This window comes from Enterobacter sp. AG326, from assembly GCF_004362415.1.
GTDB lineage: Bacteria > Pseudomonadota > Gammaproteobacteria > Enterobacterales > Enterobacteriaceae > Enterobacter > Enterobacter asburiae.
Window position 1 is genome coordinate 372,530 of record NZ_SNXG01000002.1, and the last position, 17,701, is coordinate 390,230.

Annotated in this window: 19 protein-coding genes; 11 read left to right on the forward strand and 8 right to left on the reverse strand. The window is 55.8% G+C overall.

All coding sequences use genetic code 11. The features are described from left to right. Positions 1 to 9: 9 nt before the first annotated feature. The 6 genes from potH to DFO52_RS08795 all read left to right on the forward strand — a co-directional run bounded on the left by potH (position 10) and on the right by DFO52_RS08795 (position 5,792). Complete coding sequence (potH, locus tag DFO52_RS08770; RefSeq protein ID WP_029739446.1) at positions 10 to 963, forward strand: putrescine ABC transporter permease PotH; 954 nt, start codon at positions 10 to 12, stop codon at positions 961 to 963. Then, positions 960 to 1,805, forward strand: coding sequence for a putrescine ABC transporter permease PotI (gene potI / locus DFO52_RS08775; RefSeq protein ID WP_029739447.1), 846 nt, complete (start codon positions 960 to 962; stop codon positions 1,803 to 1,805). The genes potH and potI overlap by 4 nt, the downstream gene beginning before the upstream one ends. Before the next feature lie 65 nt (positions 1,806 to 1,870). Continuing rightward, positions 1,871 to 2,344, forward strand: coding sequence for a YbjO family protein (locus DFO52_RS08780; RefSeq protein WP_029739448.1), 474 nt, complete (start codon positions 1,871 to 1,873; stop codon positions 2,342 to 2,344). 40 nt (positions 2,345 to 2,384) lie between these two features. Then, complete coding sequence (gene rlmC / locus DFO52_RS08785) at positions 2,385 to 3,515, forward strand: 23S rRNA (uracil(747)-C(5))-methyltransferase RlmC (RefSeq protein ID WP_029739449.1); 1,131 nt, start codon at positions 2,385 to 2,387, stop codon at positions 3,513 to 3,515. Between the two features lie 116 nt (positions 3,516 to 3,631). Next, positions 3,632 to 4,339, forward strand: a complete 708-nt coding sequence (locus DFO52_RS08790) for a response regulator transcription factor (RefSeq protein ID WP_029739450.1) — start codon at positions 3,632 to 3,634, stop codon at positions 4,337 to 4,339. Beyond that, on the forward strand, positions 4,323 to 5,792 hold the full coding sequence (locus DFO52_RS08795; protein WP_047648220.1) for an ATP-binding protein: 1,470 nt from the start codon (positions 4,323 to 4,325) through the stop codon (positions 5,790 to 5,792). The genes DFO52_RS08790 and DFO52_RS08795 overlap by 17 nt, the downstream gene beginning before the upstream one ends. Before the next feature lie 80 nt (positions 5,793 to 5,872). On the opposite strand, the gene artJ is transcribed toward DFO52_RS08795, so the two are convergent. The 6 genes from artJ to DFO52_RS08825 all read right to left on the reverse strand — a co-directional run bounded on the left by artJ (position 5,873) and on the right by DFO52_RS08825 (position 10,393). Beyond that, positions 5,873 to 6,604 (reverse strand): arginine ABC transporter substrate-binding protein ArtJ, encoded by a 732-nt coding sequence (artJ, locus tag DFO52_RS08800; protein ID WP_021240923.1) that lies wholly within the window; start codon positions 6,602 to 6,604, stop codon positions 5,873 to 5,875. 173 nt (positions 6,605 to 6,777) lie between these two features. Further along, positions 6,778 to 7,446, reverse strand: a complete 669-nt coding sequence (artM, locus tag DFO52_RS08805) for an arginine ABC transporter permease ArtM (protein WP_029739452.1) — start codon at positions 7,444 to 7,446, stop codon at positions 6,778 to 6,780. Beyond that, positions 7,446 to 8,162, reverse strand: coding sequence for an arginine ABC transporter permease ArtQ (artQ, locus tag DFO52_RS08810; RefSeq protein WP_023310941.1), 717 nt, complete (start codon positions 8,160 to 8,162; stop codon positions 7,446 to 7,448). The genes artM and artQ overlap by 1 nt, the downstream gene beginning before the upstream one ends. Before the next feature lie 6 nt (positions 8,163 to 8,168). After that, positions 8,169 to 8,900 carry an arginine ABC transporter substrate-binding protein ArtI gene (artI, locus tag DFO52_RS08815; protein ID WP_008500032.1) on the reverse strand — a complete coding sequence of 244 codons (732 nt, stop codon included), beginning with the start codon at positions 8,898 to 8,900 and terminating at the stop codon, positions 8,169 to 8,171. 19 nt (positions 8,901 to 8,919) lie between these two features. Then, positions 8,920 to 9,648, reverse strand: a complete 729-nt coding sequence (gene artP, locus DFO52_RS08820; protein ID WP_023335075.1) for an arginine ABC transporter ATP-binding protein ArtP — start codon at positions 9,646 to 9,648, stop codon at positions 8,920 to 8,922. Positions 9,649 to 9,874: 226 nt separating this feature from the next. Next, positions 9,875 to 10,393 (reverse strand): lipoprotein, encoded by a 519-nt coding sequence (locus DFO52_RS08825; RefSeq protein ID WP_029739453.1) that lies wholly within the window; start codon positions 10,391 to 10,393, stop codon positions 9,875 to 9,877. A 97-nt stretch (positions 10,394 to 10,490) separates the two neighbouring features. Here DFO52_RS08825 and DFO52_RS08830 point away from each other — a divergent pair, with 97 nt between their 5' ends. The 3 genes from DFO52_RS08830 to DFO52_RS08840 all read left to right on the forward strand — a co-directional run bounded on the left by DFO52_RS08830 (position 10,491) and on the right by DFO52_RS08840 (position 12,523). Then, a complete protein-coding gene (locus DFO52_RS08830) occupies positions 10,491 to 10,814 on the forward strand; it encodes a heavy metal-binding domain-containing protein (protein WP_023310944.1) in 324 nt (107 codons plus the stop codon). Then, positions 10,811 to 11,641, forward strand: a complete 831-nt coding sequence (locus DFO52_RS08835) for an N-acetylmuramoyl-L-alanine amidase (RefSeq protein WP_133550148.1) — start codon at positions 10,811 to 10,813, stop codon at positions 11,639 to 11,641. The genes DFO52_RS08830 and DFO52_RS08835 overlap by 4 nt, the downstream gene beginning before the upstream one ends. A gap of 258 nt (positions 11,642 to 11,899) precedes the next feature. Continuing rightward, the gene (locus DFO52_RS08840; RefSeq protein ID WP_029739455.1) at positions 11,900 to 12,523 is read left to right on the forward strand and encodes a helix-turn-helix domain-containing protein; all 624 of its coding nucleotides are present in this window, start codon (positions 11,900 to 11,902) and stop codon (positions 12,521 to 12,523) included. A 17-nt stretch (positions 12,524 to 12,540) separates the two neighbouring features. Here DFO52_RS08840 and DFO52_RS08845 read toward each other — a convergent pair whose 3' ends face one another. Together DFO52_RS08845 and DFO52_RS08850 are read right to left on the reverse strand one after the other, a co-directional pair. Next, positions 12,541 to 13,155 carry a hypothetical protein gene (locus tag DFO52_RS08845; protein ID WP_133550150.1) on the reverse strand — a complete coding sequence of 205 codons (615 nt, stop codon included), beginning with the start codon at positions 13,153 to 13,155 and terminating at the stop codon, positions 12,541 to 12,543. After that, positions 13,155 to 14,729: an ExeA family protein gene (locus tag DFO52_RS08850; RefSeq protein ID WP_133550152.1), complete on the reverse strand. Its 1,575-nt coding sequence runs from the start codon at positions 14,727 to 14,729 to the stop codon at positions 13,155 to 13,157. Before DFO52_RS08850 ends, DFO52_RS08845 begins: the two co-directional genes overlap by 1 nt. A 300-nt stretch (positions 14,730 to 15,029) precedes the next feature. Between DFO52_RS08850 and gspC the strand changes: the two genes are divergently transcribed. Further along, positions 15,030 to 15,761 (forward strand): type II secretion system protein GspC, encoded by a 732-nt coding sequence (gene gspC / locus DFO52_RS08855; protein WP_133550404.1) that lies wholly within the window; start codon positions 15,030 to 15,032, stop codon positions 15,759 to 15,761. Between the two features lie 13 nt (positions 15,762 to 15,774). Continuing rightward, positions 15,775 to 17,700, forward strand: coding sequence for a type II secretion system secretin GspD (gene gspD / locus DFO52_RS08860; protein WP_121931156.1), 1,926 nt, complete (start codon positions 15,775 to 15,777; stop codon positions 17,698 to 17,700). The last annotated feature ends 1 nt before the right edge of the window (position 17,701 follow it).

Consider the following 17,701-nt stretch of genomic DNA (forward strand, 5'->3'; position numbering starts at 1 on the left):
GAGCGGCAAATGAGTGCACTTGAACCTCCAGCCCGCGCAGAAAAGCCGGGCGGCTTTGCCCAGTGGCTGACGCGCATGCAGATGAACCACGGCCGCAAGCTGGTGATCGCCATGCCGTACGTGTGGCTGATCCTGCTGTTCCTGCTGCCGTTTCTGATTGTTTTCAAGATAAGCCTGGCGGAAATGGCGCGGGCGATACCGCCTTACACCAACCTGCTGGACTGGGCCGACGGGCAGCTGACGCTGACGCTTAATCTCGGCAACTTCCTGCAGCTCACCGACGATCCGCTCTATTTCGAAGCGTATCTGCAGTCGCTGCAGGTGGCGGCGATCTCGACGCTCTGCTGTCTGGTGATGGGTTACCCGCTGGCGTGGGCGGTGGCGCACAGCAAGCCGTCGACGCGTAATATCCTGCTGCTGCTGGTGATCCTGCCGTCGTGGACCTCGTTCCTGATCCGCGTTTACGCCTGGATGGGGATCCTGAAAAACAACGGCGTGCTGAATAACTTCCTGATGTGGCTCGGGGTTATCGATCAGCCGCTGACGATCCTGCACACCAACCTCGCGGTCTATATTGGCATTGTGTACGCCTATCTGCCGTTTATGGTGCTGCCGATCTATACGGCCCTGACGCGTATTGATTATTCGCTGGTGGAAGCGTCGCTCGATCTCGGCGCCCGCCCGTTAAAAACCTTCTTCAGCGTCATTGTCCCGCTGACCAAAGGCGGCATTATCGCCGGATCAATGCTGGTCTTTATCCCGGCGGTAGGGGAGTTTGTGATCCCGGAACTGCTCGGCGGCCCGGACAGCATCATGATTGGCCGCGTGCTGTGGCAGGAGTTCTTCAATAACCGCGACTGGCCGGTGGCCTCTGCGGTGGCGATTGTTATGCTCCTGCTGCTGATCGTGCCGATCATGTGGTTCCACAAGCATCAGCAGAAACAGATGGGAGATCACGGATGAACAACTTACCGGTAGTGCGCTCCCCGTGGCGAATAGCGATCCTGGTGATCGGCTTTACCTTCCTGTATGCGCCGATGCTGATGCTGGTGATCTACTCCTTCAACAGCTCCAAGCTGGTGACGGTCTGGGCAGGCTGGTCGACGCGCTGGTACAGCGAGCTGTTCCACGATGATGCGATGATGAGCGCGGTGGGGCTGAGCCTGACGATTGCCGCCCTGGCGGCGACAATGGCGTCCGTTCTGGGTACGATCGCCGCGCTGGTGATGGTGCGCTTCGGGCGTTTTCGCGGCTCAAACGGGTTCGCCTTTATGATCACCGCGCCGCTGGTTATGCCGGACGTGATCACCGGCCTCGCGCTGCTGCTGCTGTTCGTGGCCCTGGCGCACGCCATCGGCTGGCCGGCGGATCGCGGCATGCTCACCATCTGGCTGGCGCACGTCACCTTCTGTACGGCGTACGTGGCGGTAGTGATCTCCTCGCGCATGCGCGAACTGGATCGCTCCATTGAAGAGGCGGCGATGGATCTTGGCGCGACGCCGCTGAAGGTCTTTTTCATCATTACCCTGCCGATGATTATGCCGGCGGTGATCTCCGGCTGGCTGCTGGCGTTTACGCTGTCGCTGGACGATCTGGTTATCGCCAGCTTTGTCTCCGGACCGGGCGCGACGACGCTGCCGATGCTGGTCTTCTCCAGCGTGCGCATGGGGGTTAACCCGGAGATTAACGCTCTGGCTTCCATCATCCTCGGCGTGGTCGGAATTGTCGGATTTATCGCCTGGTATTTGATGGCGCGCGCGGAAAAACAGCGCGTGCGCGATATCCAGCGTGCAAGACGCGGCTGAAGGATTTAAAATTTCCAGTGATGTGCCGCGCATGACGCGGCACTGTTTTTCAGGGAAGTAAAACATTGGGATTATTAAAGAAATCACGTACTACGCACGCGCGTCCTAACGTACCTGCACTGGTTCAGGTGGCGGCGCTCGCCATTATTATGATCCGCTGCCTGGACGTGCTGATGATTCTGAACACCCTGGGCGTGCGCGGCATCGGTGAATTCATTCACCGCAGCGTGCAGACGTGGAATCTGACGCTGGTCTTTTTGAGCAGCCTGGTGCTGGTGTTTATCGAGATCTACTGCGCGTTTTCGCTGGTCAAAGGACGCAACTGGGCGCGCTGGGTCTATCTGCTGACGCAAATTACCGCCGCCAGCTATCTGTGGGCCGCCTCGCTGGGATACGGCTACCCGGAGCTGTTCAGCATTGCCGGTGAATCCAAACGCGAGATCCTGCGCGCGCTGTTTATGCAAAAACTCCCGGACATGCTGGTTCTGTTCCTGCTTTTTATCCCCGCCTCCAGTCGGCGGTTCTTCCGCCTGCAATAATGTGTATAATCGCAGCCCTCGTGATTCTTAAGGTTTTCATATGCAGTGCGCACTCTATGACGCCGGACGCTGCCGCTCCTGTCAGTGGATAGAACAGCCGGTCTCTCAACAACTCACCGCCAAAATGGCCGACCTGCAACAGCTGCTCGCAGCGCACGCGGTGGGCGAGTGGTGCGCACCCGTCAGCGGCCCGGAGCAGGGCTTTCGTAATAAAGCCAAAATGGTGGTCAGCGGCAGCGTTGAAAAACCGCTGCTGGGGATGCTGCACCGCGACGGCACGCCGGAAGATTTAACCGACTGCCCGCTGTATCCCGCCTCCTTTGAGCCCGTCTTTGCCGCGCTGAAACCGTTTATCGCGCGTGCAGGGTTAACGCCATACAGCGTCGCCCGCAGGCGCGGCGAGCTGAAATACCTTCTGCTGACGGAAAGCCAACTCGACGGCGGCATGATGCTGCGCTTCGTGCTCCGCTCCGAAACCAAGCTGGAGCAGCTGCGCGCGGCGCTGCCGTGGCTGCAGGAACAGCTGCCGCAGCTGAAGGTCATTACGGCGAATATTCAGCCGGTGCATATGGCGATCATGGAAGGGGAGAAAGAGATTTTCTTCACCGACCAGCACGCGCTGGCCGAAAGCTTCAACGGCGTGCCGCTGTGGATCCGCCCGCAAAGCTTCTTCCAGACCAACCCGACCGTGGCAAGCAGCCTGTACGCCACCGCCCGCGACTGGGTACGTGCGTTAAACATCCAGCATATGTGGGATCTCTTCTGCGGCGTGGGCGGCTTTGGCCTGCACTGCGCCACGCCCGAGATGCAGCTCACCGGCATTGAGATCTCTGCCGAAGCGATTGCCTGCGCGAAACAGTCTGCCGCCGGACTGGGGTTAACGAATCTGCACTTCCAGGCGCTGGACTCCACGCAGTTTGCGACCGGCCAGGGCAACGTGCCGGAGCTGGTGCTGGTCAACCCGCCGCGTCGCGGCATCGGCAAGGCGCTGTGCGACTACCTGAGCCAGATGGCGCCCGAGTACATCGTCTATTCCAGCTGTAACGCCCAGACCATGGCAAAGGATATCGGCAGCCTGCCGGGCTACCGCATTGAACGCGTTCAGCTTTTCGATATGTTCCCGCATACCGCGCATTATGAAGTGCTGACGTTGTTGGTGAAAACGCGCTAATCCTTAACACAGCGCCACCCGGTATGAACCCCGCACAATGTTCAACAAAATGTGAACTCTTCCCCCGCTCGAAATCAGGTAAGCTTACGTCATAAGAAATGATTGAAGGCTTACCCATGAAGCAGATCCTGCTGGTGGAAGACGACCACGATATCGCGGCGCTTCTGCGACTCAATTTAGAAGACGAAGGCTACGCCATCACCCACGAGCCCGACGGGGGCAAGGCCTTACAGCGCCTTGAAAAACAGCCGTGGGATGCGGTGATCCTCGACCTGATGCTGCCCAACGTTGACGGTCTGGAGATTTGCCGCCGCATCCGTCAGATGACGCGCTACCTGCCGGTGATCATCATCAGCGCCCGCAGCAGCGAGACCGACCGCATCACCGGGCTGGAAACCGGCGCCGATGATTATCTGGCTAAGCCGTTCTCCGTGCAGGAGCTGATTGCACGCATCAAAGCGCTGTTCCGCCGCCAGCAGGCGATGGGGCAGGCGCAAACCGACGGTCAAATTCAGGCCCACGGTCTGACCATCGATCCGCTGGCGCGCAGCGTGCTGCTTCACGGCCAGGTGGTGGATCTCACCCCGCGCGAATTCGAGCTGCTGTACTTTTTTGCCCGTCATCCTGGCGAGGTCTTTTCGCGTCTGGCGCTGCTGGAGCAGGTCTGGGGCTATCAGCACGAAGGCTATGAGCACACCGTTAACACCCATATTAACCGCCTGCGCATCAAGATTGAGAAGGACGCCGCCGAGCCGGAGATTATTCGCACCGTCTGGGGCAAGGGCTATAAATTTGCGGAGCCAAATCATGATGCGCCGCTTTAGCCTGAGCCAGCGCCTGACGCTGCTGTTCATCCTGCTGATGATGCTCTGCGCCACCGTCGCCTGCGCGGTACAGCTCTACACCAGTACGCAGTACGGTAATGCGATGGTGCAGCGGCTGTCGGGCGGGCTGGCGCAGCAGATCGTTCAGCGTGAACCGATTCTGGACGCGCAGGGCAGGGTCGACCGAACGGCACTCAAGCCGCTGTTCGATCGGCTGATGACCTTTAATCCGAGCGTTGAGCTGTACGTTGTCTCCCCGGACGGCGATATCCTGGCCGATGCCGCACCGCCGGGCCACATTCAGCGGCAAAAAATCGATCTGGCCCCGGTGCAGACCTTCCTGAGCGGTACCGCCATACCGGTCCTGGGCGACGATCCTCGCAGTCAAAATAAAAAGGTCTTTAGCGCCACGCCGCTGCGGCAGGACGGCGAGCTTAAGGGCTATCTGTACATTATTTTACAGGGCGAGGAGTCAAACGCCCTGGCGGAGATGGCCTGGCATAAGGCGCTGTGGAGCACGGTGCTGTGGTCATTGCTGTGGGTCGCGCTGTTTGGCCTGCTGGCAGGTTTACTGGTCTGGTACTGGGTCACGCGCCCGGTAAAACAGCTGACGGTGGAGCTCGCCGGGCTGGAGCAGGACAGCATCAGCGCTATCAGACAGCTGGCGGCGCAGCCGTCGGACGCGGCGGCAAAGGATGAAGTGGCGATCCTGCGCAACAGCTTTATCGAGCTGGCGCGCAAAATCACCCGCCAGTGGGACCAGCTGGCCGACAGCGATCGCCAGCGCCGGGAGTTTATCGCCAACATTTCGCACGATCTCCGTACGCCGCTGACCTCGCTGCTGGGCTACCTGGAAACCCTGTCGCTAAAAGCCGCCACGCTGACGCCGCAGGAGCACCAGCAGTATCTCGCCACCGCGCTGCGTCAGGGGCAAAAAGTCCGTCATCTTTCGCAGCAGCTGTTTGAGCTGGCGCGCCTTGAGCACGGCGGCATTAAGCCGCAGCGCGAGCGTTTTGCGATGGGGGAGCTGATTTCCGACGTGGCGCAGAAGTTTGAGCTCACCGCCCGCACGCGCGAGGTGAATCTGCATATTGACGTGCCGGGACCGCTGCCGCTGATTAACGCCGACGTGTCGATGATCGAACGCGTGGTGACCAACCTGCTCGATAACGCGATGCGCCATACGCCATCTGGCGGGGAAATTCGTCTGGCGGTCTGGCAGGAGAATGAACGGCTTCAGGTAGAAGTAGCAGACAGCGGAACGGGCGTGGATGCCTCGCTGCGCGACGATCTGTTCCAGCGTCCATCGGCGTTGAATACCCAGGCATCGCGGGAGAATCGCGGCGGGCTGGGGCTGTTAATCGTGAAACGCATGCTGGAGCTGCACGGCGGCGGGATTAGGCTGATGGAGTCGGCGAGCGGGGCACGGTTCAGGTTCTTTGTGCCGCTTTAAGAAATTGCCGGGTGGCGGCTTTCGCCTTACCCGGCCTACAGACTACCACCCCCGCAGGCCGAGTCACCCGGCAAAAAACGTTACTGCGGGAACCACTGCTCGCTGATTTTCTGATACGTACCGTCCGCTTTAATCGCTTTCAGCGCGCCGTTCAGCTTTTCCAGCAGGGCCTTGTTATCCGGACGTACCGCGATGCCGAGGCCCGTACCGAAGTACTGCGGATCGGTCACTTTCTCGGTTGCGGTGCCCAGCTGCGGATTGGTTTTCAGCCATTCGTTCACCACGGCGGTATCGCCGAACACGCCGTCGATGCGGCCATTTTTCAGGTCGATAATCGCGTTCTGATAGCTGTCATAGGCGACGGTTTTCACTTCAGGATGCTTGTCCTGGAGGTATTTCTGGTGCGTGGTGCCGTTTTCCATCCCGATGCGTTTGCCTTTCAGCTGATCGAAAGAGGTATAAGCGCCTTTCTTCGCAATCACGACCGCAGAGTTGGCATAGTACGGGTCGGTAAACGCGACCTGCTTGCTGCGCTCAGGCGTGATGTCCATCCCGGAGATCACCGCGTCGTATTTTTTAAATTTCAGCGACGGGATCAGGCTGTCGAAGGCATGGTTGGTAAAGGTGCAGTCGGCCTGCATTTGTTTGCACAGCGCTTTCGCCAGGTCGATATCGAAACCCACGATCTGGTTGCTGGCATCCAGCGATTCAAACGGCGGATAGGTGGCGGACACGCCAAAATTGATTTTATCAGCTGCGGATGCGCCAGCGGCGAAGGTGGCGAGTAATGCGGCCAGAACTAACTTTTTCATTGTAATGCTCCCGTCTGTCTTATTTATGCGCCGTGTCTGCGGCATGGATGTACAATGCCAGTTAATGAATTTGTATGCAATAAAAATGATTAAATATTATATTCATCATAAAAAAAAGCGGATAACCCATCAGGTTACCCGCTCCATAAATACCGTTTTATGCACTCGCGTAGTTAATTTCTGCGCTCAAACGCCAGCGCTCTACGCTCGATCAGGCGCATCATCAGCGTCAACAGGCCGTTAACCACCAGGTAAACCACGCCTGCCGCACCGAACACCATCACGTCATAGGTGCGTCCGTACAGCAGCTGTCCGTGACCCATCACCTCCATCAGGGTGATGGTGTAGGCCAGAGAGGTACTCTTGAACACCAGCACCACTTCGTTGGAGTAAGAGGAGAGCGCGCGCTTAAAGGCGTACGGCAGCAGGATCGCCAGCGTGTCTTTCTTGCTCATGCCCAGCGCTCCGCAGGACTGCCATTGTCCTTCCGGAATGGCGCGGATCGCCCCGTAGAACAGCTGGGTGGTATAGGCCGCACTGTTGAGCGAAAGGGCAATCAGGGCGCACAGCCACGGTTCAGAGAGCAGATGCCAGATAACCGGATACTCCTGCAGCGACGGGAACTGGCCCGGGCCGTAGTAAATCAGGAAGATCTGCACCAGCAGCGGCGTACCGGTAAACAGGGTGATGTAGCCGCGCACAATCCACACCAGCACCGGCGTTTTCAGCGTCAGGATGATGGTGAAGATAAGGGCCAGGATCAGCGCCACGATAATGGACGCCACGGTCAGCGTCAGGCTGGTGTGCAGCCCTTTCATCAGCTCGGGGAAATATTCAAGCATCAGCCTGGTCTCCGTTCAAAGCGCGTCGCACGCAGGTCAATACGCTTGAGGATGTACTGACTGAGCAACGTGATCACCAGGTAGATAGCCGCCGCCACAATGTACCAGGTAAAAGGCTCCTGGGTGCGGGTGGCGATGCTTTTGGTTTGCAGCATCAAATCGTTAACGCTTATCAGGCTCACCAGCGCGGTATCTTTCAGCAGCACCAGCCACTGGTTGCCGAGGCCCGGCAGGGCATGGCGCCACATCTGCGGCATGACCAGACGGAAGAAGATCGCTGATTTCGACAGGCCTAACGCCTGACCCGACTCCCACTGACCCTGCGGCACGGCTTTCAGCGCACCGCGCAGGGTTTGCGACGCGTACGCGGAGTAGAGCAGGGAGAGGGCAATCACGCCGCACAGGAACGGGCTGACGTCGAAGTTTTCAATCTGCATCTGCACCGGGATCTGCGCAAAGCCAAGATTGATCGTGAAGCCGTCCGACAGCGTCAGCAGCAGCTGTGAGGAGCCGAAATAGATAAACAGGACCACCAGAATTTCCGGTAGCCCACGCAGCACGGTGACCAGCGCGGAGCCTGTCCAGGCGACGGGGAACCATTTCGCGGATTCCCACACCGCAAAGAACATCGCCAGCACGAGGCCGATAATCAATGCGCAAACGGCAAGGCCGACGGTCATCCCGGCGGCGCTTGCTAAAGGAAAAATTTCATTCATCAGGAATTACTTCTGGAACCATTTTTTGTAGATGGTTTCGTAGGTGCCGTCTTTCTTCACTTTTTCCAGCGCAGCGTTGAATTTCTGCTGCAGCTCAGTGTTGCCCTGACGAACGGCAATCCCCAGACCGGTACCGAAGTAATCCTTATCGGTCACTTTGTCGCCCACTGGCGCCAGCTTGTCGTTGGCTTTCAGCCACTCGGTCACAACCGCGGTATCACCAAATACGCCGTCGATACGGCCATTTTGCAGATCCAGCTTCGCGTTCTGGTAGCTGTCATACGGAACGGTGGTGATTTCCGGATGTTTATCCATGATGAATTTCTGGTGCGTGGTGCCGTTCTGCACGCCAACTTTTTTGCCTTTCAGCTGATCGACAGAGGTGAATTTCCCTTTCTGACCAATGAACAGGGCGGAGTTGTCGTAGTAAGGGGTGGTGAACAGCACCTGCTTTTCACGCTCCGGGGTGATGTCCATACCGGCCATCACGGCGTCGATACGGCGGAACTTCAGGCTTGGGATCAGGCTGTCGAACGCCTGGTTGCTGAAGGTACAGGTCGCGTCGATCTCTTTACACAGGGCGTTAGCCAGGTCCACGTCGAAGCCAACAATTTTGTTGTTCGCATCAATCGACTCAAACGGAGGGTAAGAGGCTTCCGTGGCGAAACGAATGGTCTGGGCTGCGGTAGCGGAAAGGGTAACGCCAGCAAGCAGCACGGCAAGTAATACTTTTTTCATTATATTTCCCCTGACACAATCAATGAGATAAATAGTTTTTGAAGGCATCGGTTTGCGGGTTCGCGAAGCAGCCCGCATCACCTTGCTCAACGATATAACCGTTTTCCATATAGACCACACGGCTGGCGGTTTTACGCGCCACTTCCACTTCGTGGGTGACGATAACCTGCGTAATATTGGTTTCCGCCAGCTCGCGAATGATGCTGACGATCTGGGCGGTAATTTCCGGGTCCAGCGCCGCGGTTGGCTCATCAAACAGCAGTACCGCGGGCTCCATCATCAGCGCGCGGGCAATAGCCACGCGCTGCTGTTGACCACCGGAAAGATGCAGCGGATAGCGGTCGCTGTAAGGCTTAAGACGCAGACGATCCAGCAGCTTTTCGGCACGCGCGATCGCCTGATCCTTGCTTAACCCCAGCACGCGGCACGGCGCTTCAATCAGGTTTTGCAGGACGGTCAGATGCGGCCAGAGATTGTATTGCTGGAAGACCATGCCGACGTTTTGACGCAGTTCGCGAATCGCTTTATCAGACGGCGTTTTCGCGAAGTCAAAATGGTTACCGGCAATTGCCAGCGTACCTGAACGGGGCATTTCAAGCAGATTAAGGACGCGCAGAAGGGAGCTTTTGCCTGCACCGCTTGGGCCAAGCAAAACCAGCGTTTCGCCTTCCGGGCAGTTCAGCGTGATGTCAAACAGCGCCTGGTGTGCGCCGTAGAAGCAGTTAATGCCGTTTAGTTTAATACTCATCGGGGCAGTCTTTACTCATCCAGGCAATCTATAGCAATTGAGGCCGCAGATAGTACCGTTGACAGAATAGTTATGCAATATTTATGCGTTAAAAGTTAAATATAACCCGTGTTTCCTCTTAAACATAGCACAAAATAGCGAACGGTAAGGTCGGCGAGAATAAATGTCGGCATTCCGCATGAAATGCCGCACATTTTACGGGGGTTACCAGGTTGTATCGGCGGGTTTAGCGATTCTCAATCGACTGGCGAAGCGTGCCTGCCGGGGCATGAACGCTGCCGCCAACGTAGCGCACGTCGTCTACCGCCCAGCACTGTCCTTCACGGATCATCAGCACTTCATCCTGCCAGGTTTGGGTTCCCTGCGTCAGCTTCACGCGCAGCGGAATATTGCGGGCATCGGTGTTCGGGATGGTTGACGCGCTGGCCACTTCGGCGCTGTCCGGCAGCGTGGTACGGCTGGAGAACGGATCGGATTTCAGCAATGTGTTGTGCTGCGGATCGCGGGTAGCGTCGTTAAGCAGTTTTGCCAGACCGTCGCTCAGATACGGGCGCAGGCCTGTGAGATCGTTGCTGCGGTGCTGAATGCGATAATCATAGAACTGCTGCGCCACGGTGTCCGGGCCGCCCTCAATGCAGGGGCCGCTGCGGGTACCGATATCCTTAAAGGCTGGCGTGACCGTGGTGGTACAGGCGCTGAGCACCAGCGCGCAGGGCACCAAAAGTGTTAAAGCAGAATAGCGCATGTTGATTTCCTTATTTATTAACTATCCTTTCAATCATAGCGTAACGAACCGATAATGCTGTGCCTAAGGCATTGAACGCTAAAGAAGGAGAGAAACCATGCAGTTTTCAACAACGCCAACCCTGGAAGGGCAGACAATAACCGAGTATTGCGGTGTGGTTACCGGCGAAGCGATTCTCGGCGCCAATATCTTCCGCGACTTTTTTGCCGGTATCCGCGATATCGTTGGCGGCCGCTCGGGCGCATACGAAAAAGAGCTGCGCAAAGCGCGTGAAATCGCCTTTAAAGAGCTTGGCGAGCAGGCGGAAGCCCTCGGCGCTGATGCGGTCGTGGGGATTGATATCGACTACGAAACGGTCGGAAAAGATGCCAGCATGCTGATGGTGAGCGTAAGCGGTACGGCGGTGAAAACCCTCCGATGAGGCGTTCGCTTGCCACGCTCCTGCTGGCGCTGCTGCTGGCAGGGTGTGCCACCGAAAAAGGGATCATCGATAAAGGCGCCTACGAGCTGGACACGCGCCATCAGGCGCAGGCGGCTTACCCGCGTATAAAGGTGCTGGTGATCCACTACACCGCAGATGACTTTGACAGCTCGCTGGCCACGCTGACGGATAAGAACGTCAGCTCTCACTATTTGATCCCGGCTAAACCCCCGGCACCGGACGGTAAGCCGCGCATCTGGCAGCTGGTACCCGAAAGCGAACTGGCCTGGCATGCGGGCATCAGCTTCTGGCGCGGCACCAACCGGATTAATGATACCTCGGTCGGCATTGAGCTGGAGAACCGCGGCTGGCAAAAAACGTCGGGCGTTAAGCATTTTACGCCGTTTGAGCCTGAGCAAATTGCGGCGCTGGTTCCGCTCGCCAAAGACATTATTACCCGCTACAACATCAGGCCTGAAAATGTGGTGGCCCACTCGGACATCGCTCCGCAGCGTAAAGACGATCCCGGCCCGCTGTTCCCGTGGCAGGCGCTCGCCATGCAGGGCATCGGCGCGTGGCCCGACCCGGCGCGGGTGGCGTTTTACCTGAACGGCAAGCCGCGCGACGAGCTCGTGGAGCCGAAGGTGCTGCTCGATCTGCTGGCGCGCTACGGCTATGAGGTGACCGATAACATGACGAACGCGCAGCAGAAGCGCGTGATCGTCGCGTTTCAGATGCATTTTCGCCCGGCGCGCTGGGACGGCATGGCCGATCGCGAAACGCTGGCTATCGCGGAGGCGCTGTTAGAGCGCTACGGGCAGGGGTAATCCTTCGGGTTACCCGACGCCACTTTACACGATCTCCTTTTGGACTGATTTTTAATCACATTCACGGTGTAAATGTTTTATAGTTTCCTCAGTCGAAATTACTCGCAAACGTGGTTGACAATATATCAGCACGACAAATAAGAAATACGGATGTTCTAACGTCTTAGCTTTACTTTACATTTGTTAAATGGACTACGCATTTATGCGCTGTGATTGCACACGTTCACCTTTTTCAATTAAATATTAATAGGTATAACAATGTTAAGTATCTACAGTAAAAATAGCCGTCCACAAGCAGAACTTGACGCCCTTATCGCGGCAACTGAAGGTTTTGAAGAAAGAACCTTACGCAAATGGCAGCGTATCAGTACCGAGAACAACGAAGATATTCATTTTATCGTTAGCGGTGAAGTTGAATTCCGCCGCGAGTCGGATGAACTGTGTATGTTCACCTTACAGAATAAATGTATTTTTGGTCTCTCCTCTATTTATTACAACTCAACGCATATGTATGGCCTGGTTCGTGCCAATACCGTGGTGCGCACCATTAAAAAAGATGATTTTGTCCGTCTGATAAGCGAAAAAAATCTTTGGGAAGCCTTGAGTAAAGTCCTCTCCTGGTATGTTTGCCTGCTCAGCAAGCGTGACGAAGTGCTGGTGGCCCGCAGCGCCTACTCGATTGTTCGCGAGTTCTTGCTGGAAATTAACGAACTGATGGTGCACCATCAGCGCGATATCAATATTTATGACTATATTCAGGAATATACCAGCCTGGCCCGCAGTACCATTATTAAAATCCTCGCTGACCTGAAAAAAGGTAATTATATTCAGGTTGAGAAAGGTCGTCTTATGTATTTGTCAGCATTGCCGGAGAAGTATTAATCGCTTTTATCTCCTTTTTAACTGAAAGGAGGGCTATGTTTCAGTAAATTATTTGCCTGCGTTCCTGACGTGGTTTCATCCACGGGAGGCGCGGGCATTTTCCCCTGCGAATAATCGTTTTCCTGTTCTTTTAACGCCTTTATCAATAATGCCTTGATCGCCCCGTCATCAACTGTCTGACCGGAATTATCCTGTTCGGGGATAGCAGAATTCTTCACTTCTGTTCCTGGCAATATATCCCGGGAAATATCATGCGGCATTTCACCGTCGGGCGCCTGCTGCCAGTCGGCATCGCCGCTATCAATGGGCATCTCATGCAGCGGCGGCATCTCTTTTGTCACCGGTTCTTGCTTTGCTTCAGGCTGCGGGAACGGTTTACTGACATAGACATAATGCATATCCGATAGCGTCGTTTCTGGCTTAACGGCGCTTGCTTTTACTGGCTCAGGTACCGGATGACGCAGATCCCAGTAGAGATGAGCGTAGAGTCCCGCAGCGATCGTCATCACTATTCCCACCACCCAGATCAGGGTGGTACAGACCACTTTTTTCAGCGAGGGGCGCCGGTAAGAAAACCAGACCGGCGCATTCAGGGTAGCGCTGCGCTGGGCAGCCAGAGTAATCGTCGACATTATGAATGCTTCTCCTGCGCGTTGGGGGTCGCAGATATATTTGCGGACTGAATAAGTACGCTTGGCGTAGTCCGGGTTTCACGCATTAACTGCATCAATGTATCTTCACCCGCAATCCCGTCCACATGCAGATGCATTTTCTGCTGAAACTCGCGGGTACGTTGCATCAGTTCGGCCGTCCACACCTTTGTGTGGGTTTCGGGTAGATTCAGCGCCAGGCTAAGCTGCTGATCCATCCAGCCCAGATCTTTGGCGCTGCTTTCGGCGCTCACGGCATCTTTCCCCTGCGGCGTAAGGCGGTGCAACTGGGTGTAATTGCCCGTTGCATGCTGGTTAAACCAACTGTGGCTCACCTGCCAGGTGCGATTATTCATCAGCAGATCCAGCGAGTTATCGTCTACTCTGGCCACCACGGCATAGTTCAGGTGATCGCCTGTTTTGATCTCGCCAATCCACGGGTAACCCTCTTTTGCCAGCTCTTCGACCGGAGCGCTACCCTCCTTACACATCAGATTGACCTGCCCGGCGTTCTGGCAGAGCGCCTCTTCCATCGTGGCGTCATAACCCCACATGGTATAGAGCTGATGCATCGCATCGGGCTTATTCACCACTTCATTATCAATAACCGGCACCGCTGGGGCGTCGGTTTTTGGTGCCTGCGGTTTCCAGCTGGCCATCACGGGCAGCTGTACCGGCAGTCTGGCGGTAATGGTGGGCATCAATGTCCAGCCGCAGGCGGCAAACAGTACGGAGGCAAAAAGGCCCATAACGGCAAGGCGTTTGCCCTTCGGTTTCGCCGGCAGAACTTCTCCTGCGGCGAGGCGCAGATGGCGCGGCGATACCTGCGCTGAACGCTCGGTCCAGGCGGCAAGCATTGCAAGGTGCGCCAGCTCGTTGAGTTTCCCTGCCTGTCCTTTGGTCAGAACATGCATTTTGCGCACGCGGGCCCGGGTAAACGGCGTCGCGTCGCTGCCATGTTCTTCACACTGGGCCTGAACATAGCTCAGGGACTCGCGGCAGGTGAGAGGCCGGAGCGTGTGATGCGTATGAAGAAATTCACGCAACCCGGACTGCTGGAGGGCGGCTTCCTGGTCGGCCGATCCCATCAGCACAACCGACAGAGGCACATCCAGCTCCTGCGCGCGGGTTAACAGCATGGACAGAGCGTCGTGGCAATTCGCTTTCATTGACTGAATATGCGAAATGACCAGCACTTTACGCGTGGTTTTGCAGGACAACATCTCGTCCTTCCACTGACGCAGCACAGCATCAATAGCCTGGATCCGGGTTTTGCTCTCTTTAGTGGTGGTGTTGAGTTTATAGAGCAGGCCGCTGGCGCTGAGTTTCGGGAAGGCGTTAATGGCAAGCAGTGTGCCGTCATGCTTTTTCAGCGCATCGCAAAACTGCGAGGCGAGATAGCTGTCGTCGCTTAAGAGCGCAGTGACGCCTGTTGTCTGGCACTTCTCTTTCAGCAAACCGAACACATCCTGATGATACGGAACAAAAAAATCACCTGGCATCCGGGTGATAGTCCGGAAAGGCTGGGTAGTGAAATTAAAATGGCGCATATACATAGCGTATTACCGTCTCTTACATTCATAACAAGGAGCCAGAAAAGTAAAGGATATAGGTGGAAGGGGCAATTTGAATGCAGGATAAAAATATTCTGTCTGCGCCTCTATCATGAGTTTATTTAACGATCAACCTTTTTCTAAATTATTGTTAGCGGAAGTGTGAATGGGCGGGGGCGAGGAAACACATTAGTATTTACGCCACTCACTCATACAGCCCAGCGCTGTGAATTACTGACTGGCAGAAAGGCTCGTTAAAAAATGCGTATGTCATTTGTTACTCAATTGATTATGCCCTGCGTCATGTTTGTGCTGCTTATTTTCTGCGGCCAGCAAGGGTATATGGTTTATAAAGATTATAAAAAAGTGACGAACAGGTTATCTGATTCAAAAAAGAATATGCAAAAAAAAAGTCACGATGAAAACCAGTTTGTACTTTTTTCGCCGGCGGTGATGCCAGCGAAGCAGCCAGCGGCGGTGAAAAAGCCGCTCAGTGCGGAAATCGAAGGTATTCTCAGCAGCGATGAAGCCTGGCTGTCCTTTGCGGTGATAAAAACCCCCGCCGGACAAAAGAGCTATCGCGAGGGCGAAATGCTCGCCGGTTTTGACAATGCCTATATTGCCGAAATTCATCCTGATAATGTGGTGGTGAATTATGAAGGCGCGCCGCAGGTTATTTCACTTAAAAAACCAGACTATTTCAAAGGCGGCGTTGACAGCGCCCCGGTAACCAAATCGAAGAAAGATGCAGGGTTAGATAATCTGCATCTGGATGATTATCTGGTGTTAAAACCAATAATCGAAAAAGGCCAGCTGGAAGGCTACAACATTAATCCACGCAATGCGTCGCCTTTCTACAGCCATGCTGGCCTGGAAAAAGGTGATGTAGTGGTAAAAGTTGACGATGTGGACATGACTAAAGAGGCGCAGGCAAAAGAGCTCGTTGCCCGCTGGTCAAAAATGAAAGAGGCGGATGTCGTTATTCGGCGTCACGCTCACCTTGAAAATATTCGGGTCAATGTTCTAAACAATTAATAAGTGTACAGACATGAAGAAATTTCCATGGGCGTGCGTAGCGCTGACCGCATTGTCGTTATATTCAGGTTCGCTGTTCGCGGCGAACTTTAGCGCCAGTTTTAAAAATACCGATGTCCGCGAATTTATCGATACCGTCGGGCGTAACCTTAATAAAACCATTCTGGTCGATCCTTCCGTTCAGGGAACGGTGTCGGTTCGCACCTACAACGTACTGACGGAAGATGAATATTACCAGTTCTTCCTGAGCGTGCTGGATCTCTATGGTCTGTCGGTGATTCCGATGGATAACGGGATGGTGAAAGTCGTGCGCTCTTCGGTGGCCCGCATGTCGGGCGCACCGATTGCCGACAGCAAAAACCCTGGCAAAGGCGACGAAGTCATCACCCGCGTGGTGCGGATGGAGAACGTCCCGGTACGCGAGCTGGCCCCCCTGTTGCGTCAGCTGAACGACGCCTCCGGCATCGGCAACGTGGTCCATTTTGAACCGTCAAACGTGCTGCTGTTAACCGGCAAAGCCTCGGTGGTTAACCGCCTGGTGGATCTGGTGCAGCGTGTGGATCAAAGCGGCGTCCAGCGCCGTGAAATCGTGCCACTGCGTTTTGCCTCGGCCAAAGAGCTTTCTGACATGTTGAACAACCTCAATAACGAAGAGCAGAAAGGGCAAAACGCCCCGCAGCTGGCGACCAAAGTGGTCGCCGACGATGAAACCAACAGCCTGGTGATCAGCGGCAGCCCGGACGCGCGTCAGCGCACCCGGACGCTGATCTCCCAGCTCGATCGCGAGCAGAACAACGAGGGCAACACCCGCGTCTTCTACCTGAAATACGCCAACGCCAGCAAAGTGGTGCCGGTGCTGACGGGGATCGGCGAGCAATTGAAGGATAAAGCGGGCGGTGGCAAGAGCAAAGCCGCGCCGATGGCAGGCGATCTGAATATTTCCGCCGACGAGTCTACCAATTCGCTGGTGATCACCGCCCAGCCAAACGTCATGAATTCACTGGAAAAAGTGATCGACAAGCTGGATATCCGCCGTCCGCAGGTACTGGTGGAGGCGATCATCGCCGAAGTTCAGGACGGTAACGGTCTGGATCTGGGCGTGCAGTGGACCAGTAAACACGGCGGGGTTCAGTTTGGTTCGACCGGCCTGCCGATCAGCCAAATCAAGAAGTCAAAAGTCATTGGCAGCTATACGGGCCTGGCGACCGGTTTCTTTAACGGCGACTTTGGCGCGCTGATGACGGCGCTGTCCACTAACGGCAAAAACGACATTCTGTCGACACCGAGCGTGGTCACGCTGGATAACAAAGAGGCGTCGTTCAACGTCGGTCAGGATGTTCCGGTCCTCTCCGGTTCACAGACCACCAGCGGCGATAACGTCTTTAACTCTGTGGAACGTAAAACCGTCGGTACGAAGCTGAAAATCGTACCGCAGATCAACGATGGCGACATGATCCATCTGAAGATCGAGCAGGAAGTTTCCAGCGTGGATAACACTTCGACGGCCGATGCCAGCCTGGGCCCAACGTTCAACACCCGCACCATCAACAACGAAGTGATGGTCCACAGCGGGCAGACGGTGGTGCTGGGGGGGTTGATGGAAAACGTCACCAAACAGTCGGTCTCGAAAGTGCCGTTGTTGGGCGATATTCCGGTGGTGGGTCAGTTGTTCCGCTATACCTCCCAGGACAGCGCCAAGCGTAACCTGATGGTGTTTATCCACACCACCGTACTGCGCGACGACGACAACTACGGCGCGGCCTCGAAAGAGAAATATGAGCAGATCCAGGCGCGTCAGCAGCAGCGTATGGAAGAGCACAAGCTGGGCATCGTAGAGAATGCTGATTCGCCGATGCTGCCAGCCTATCCGGCCCAGAGCCGCGCCGCGCCGGTGAGCGCCAGTGCGCCGGTGTCGTCCCGCAATCCGTTTAAAGAATAAG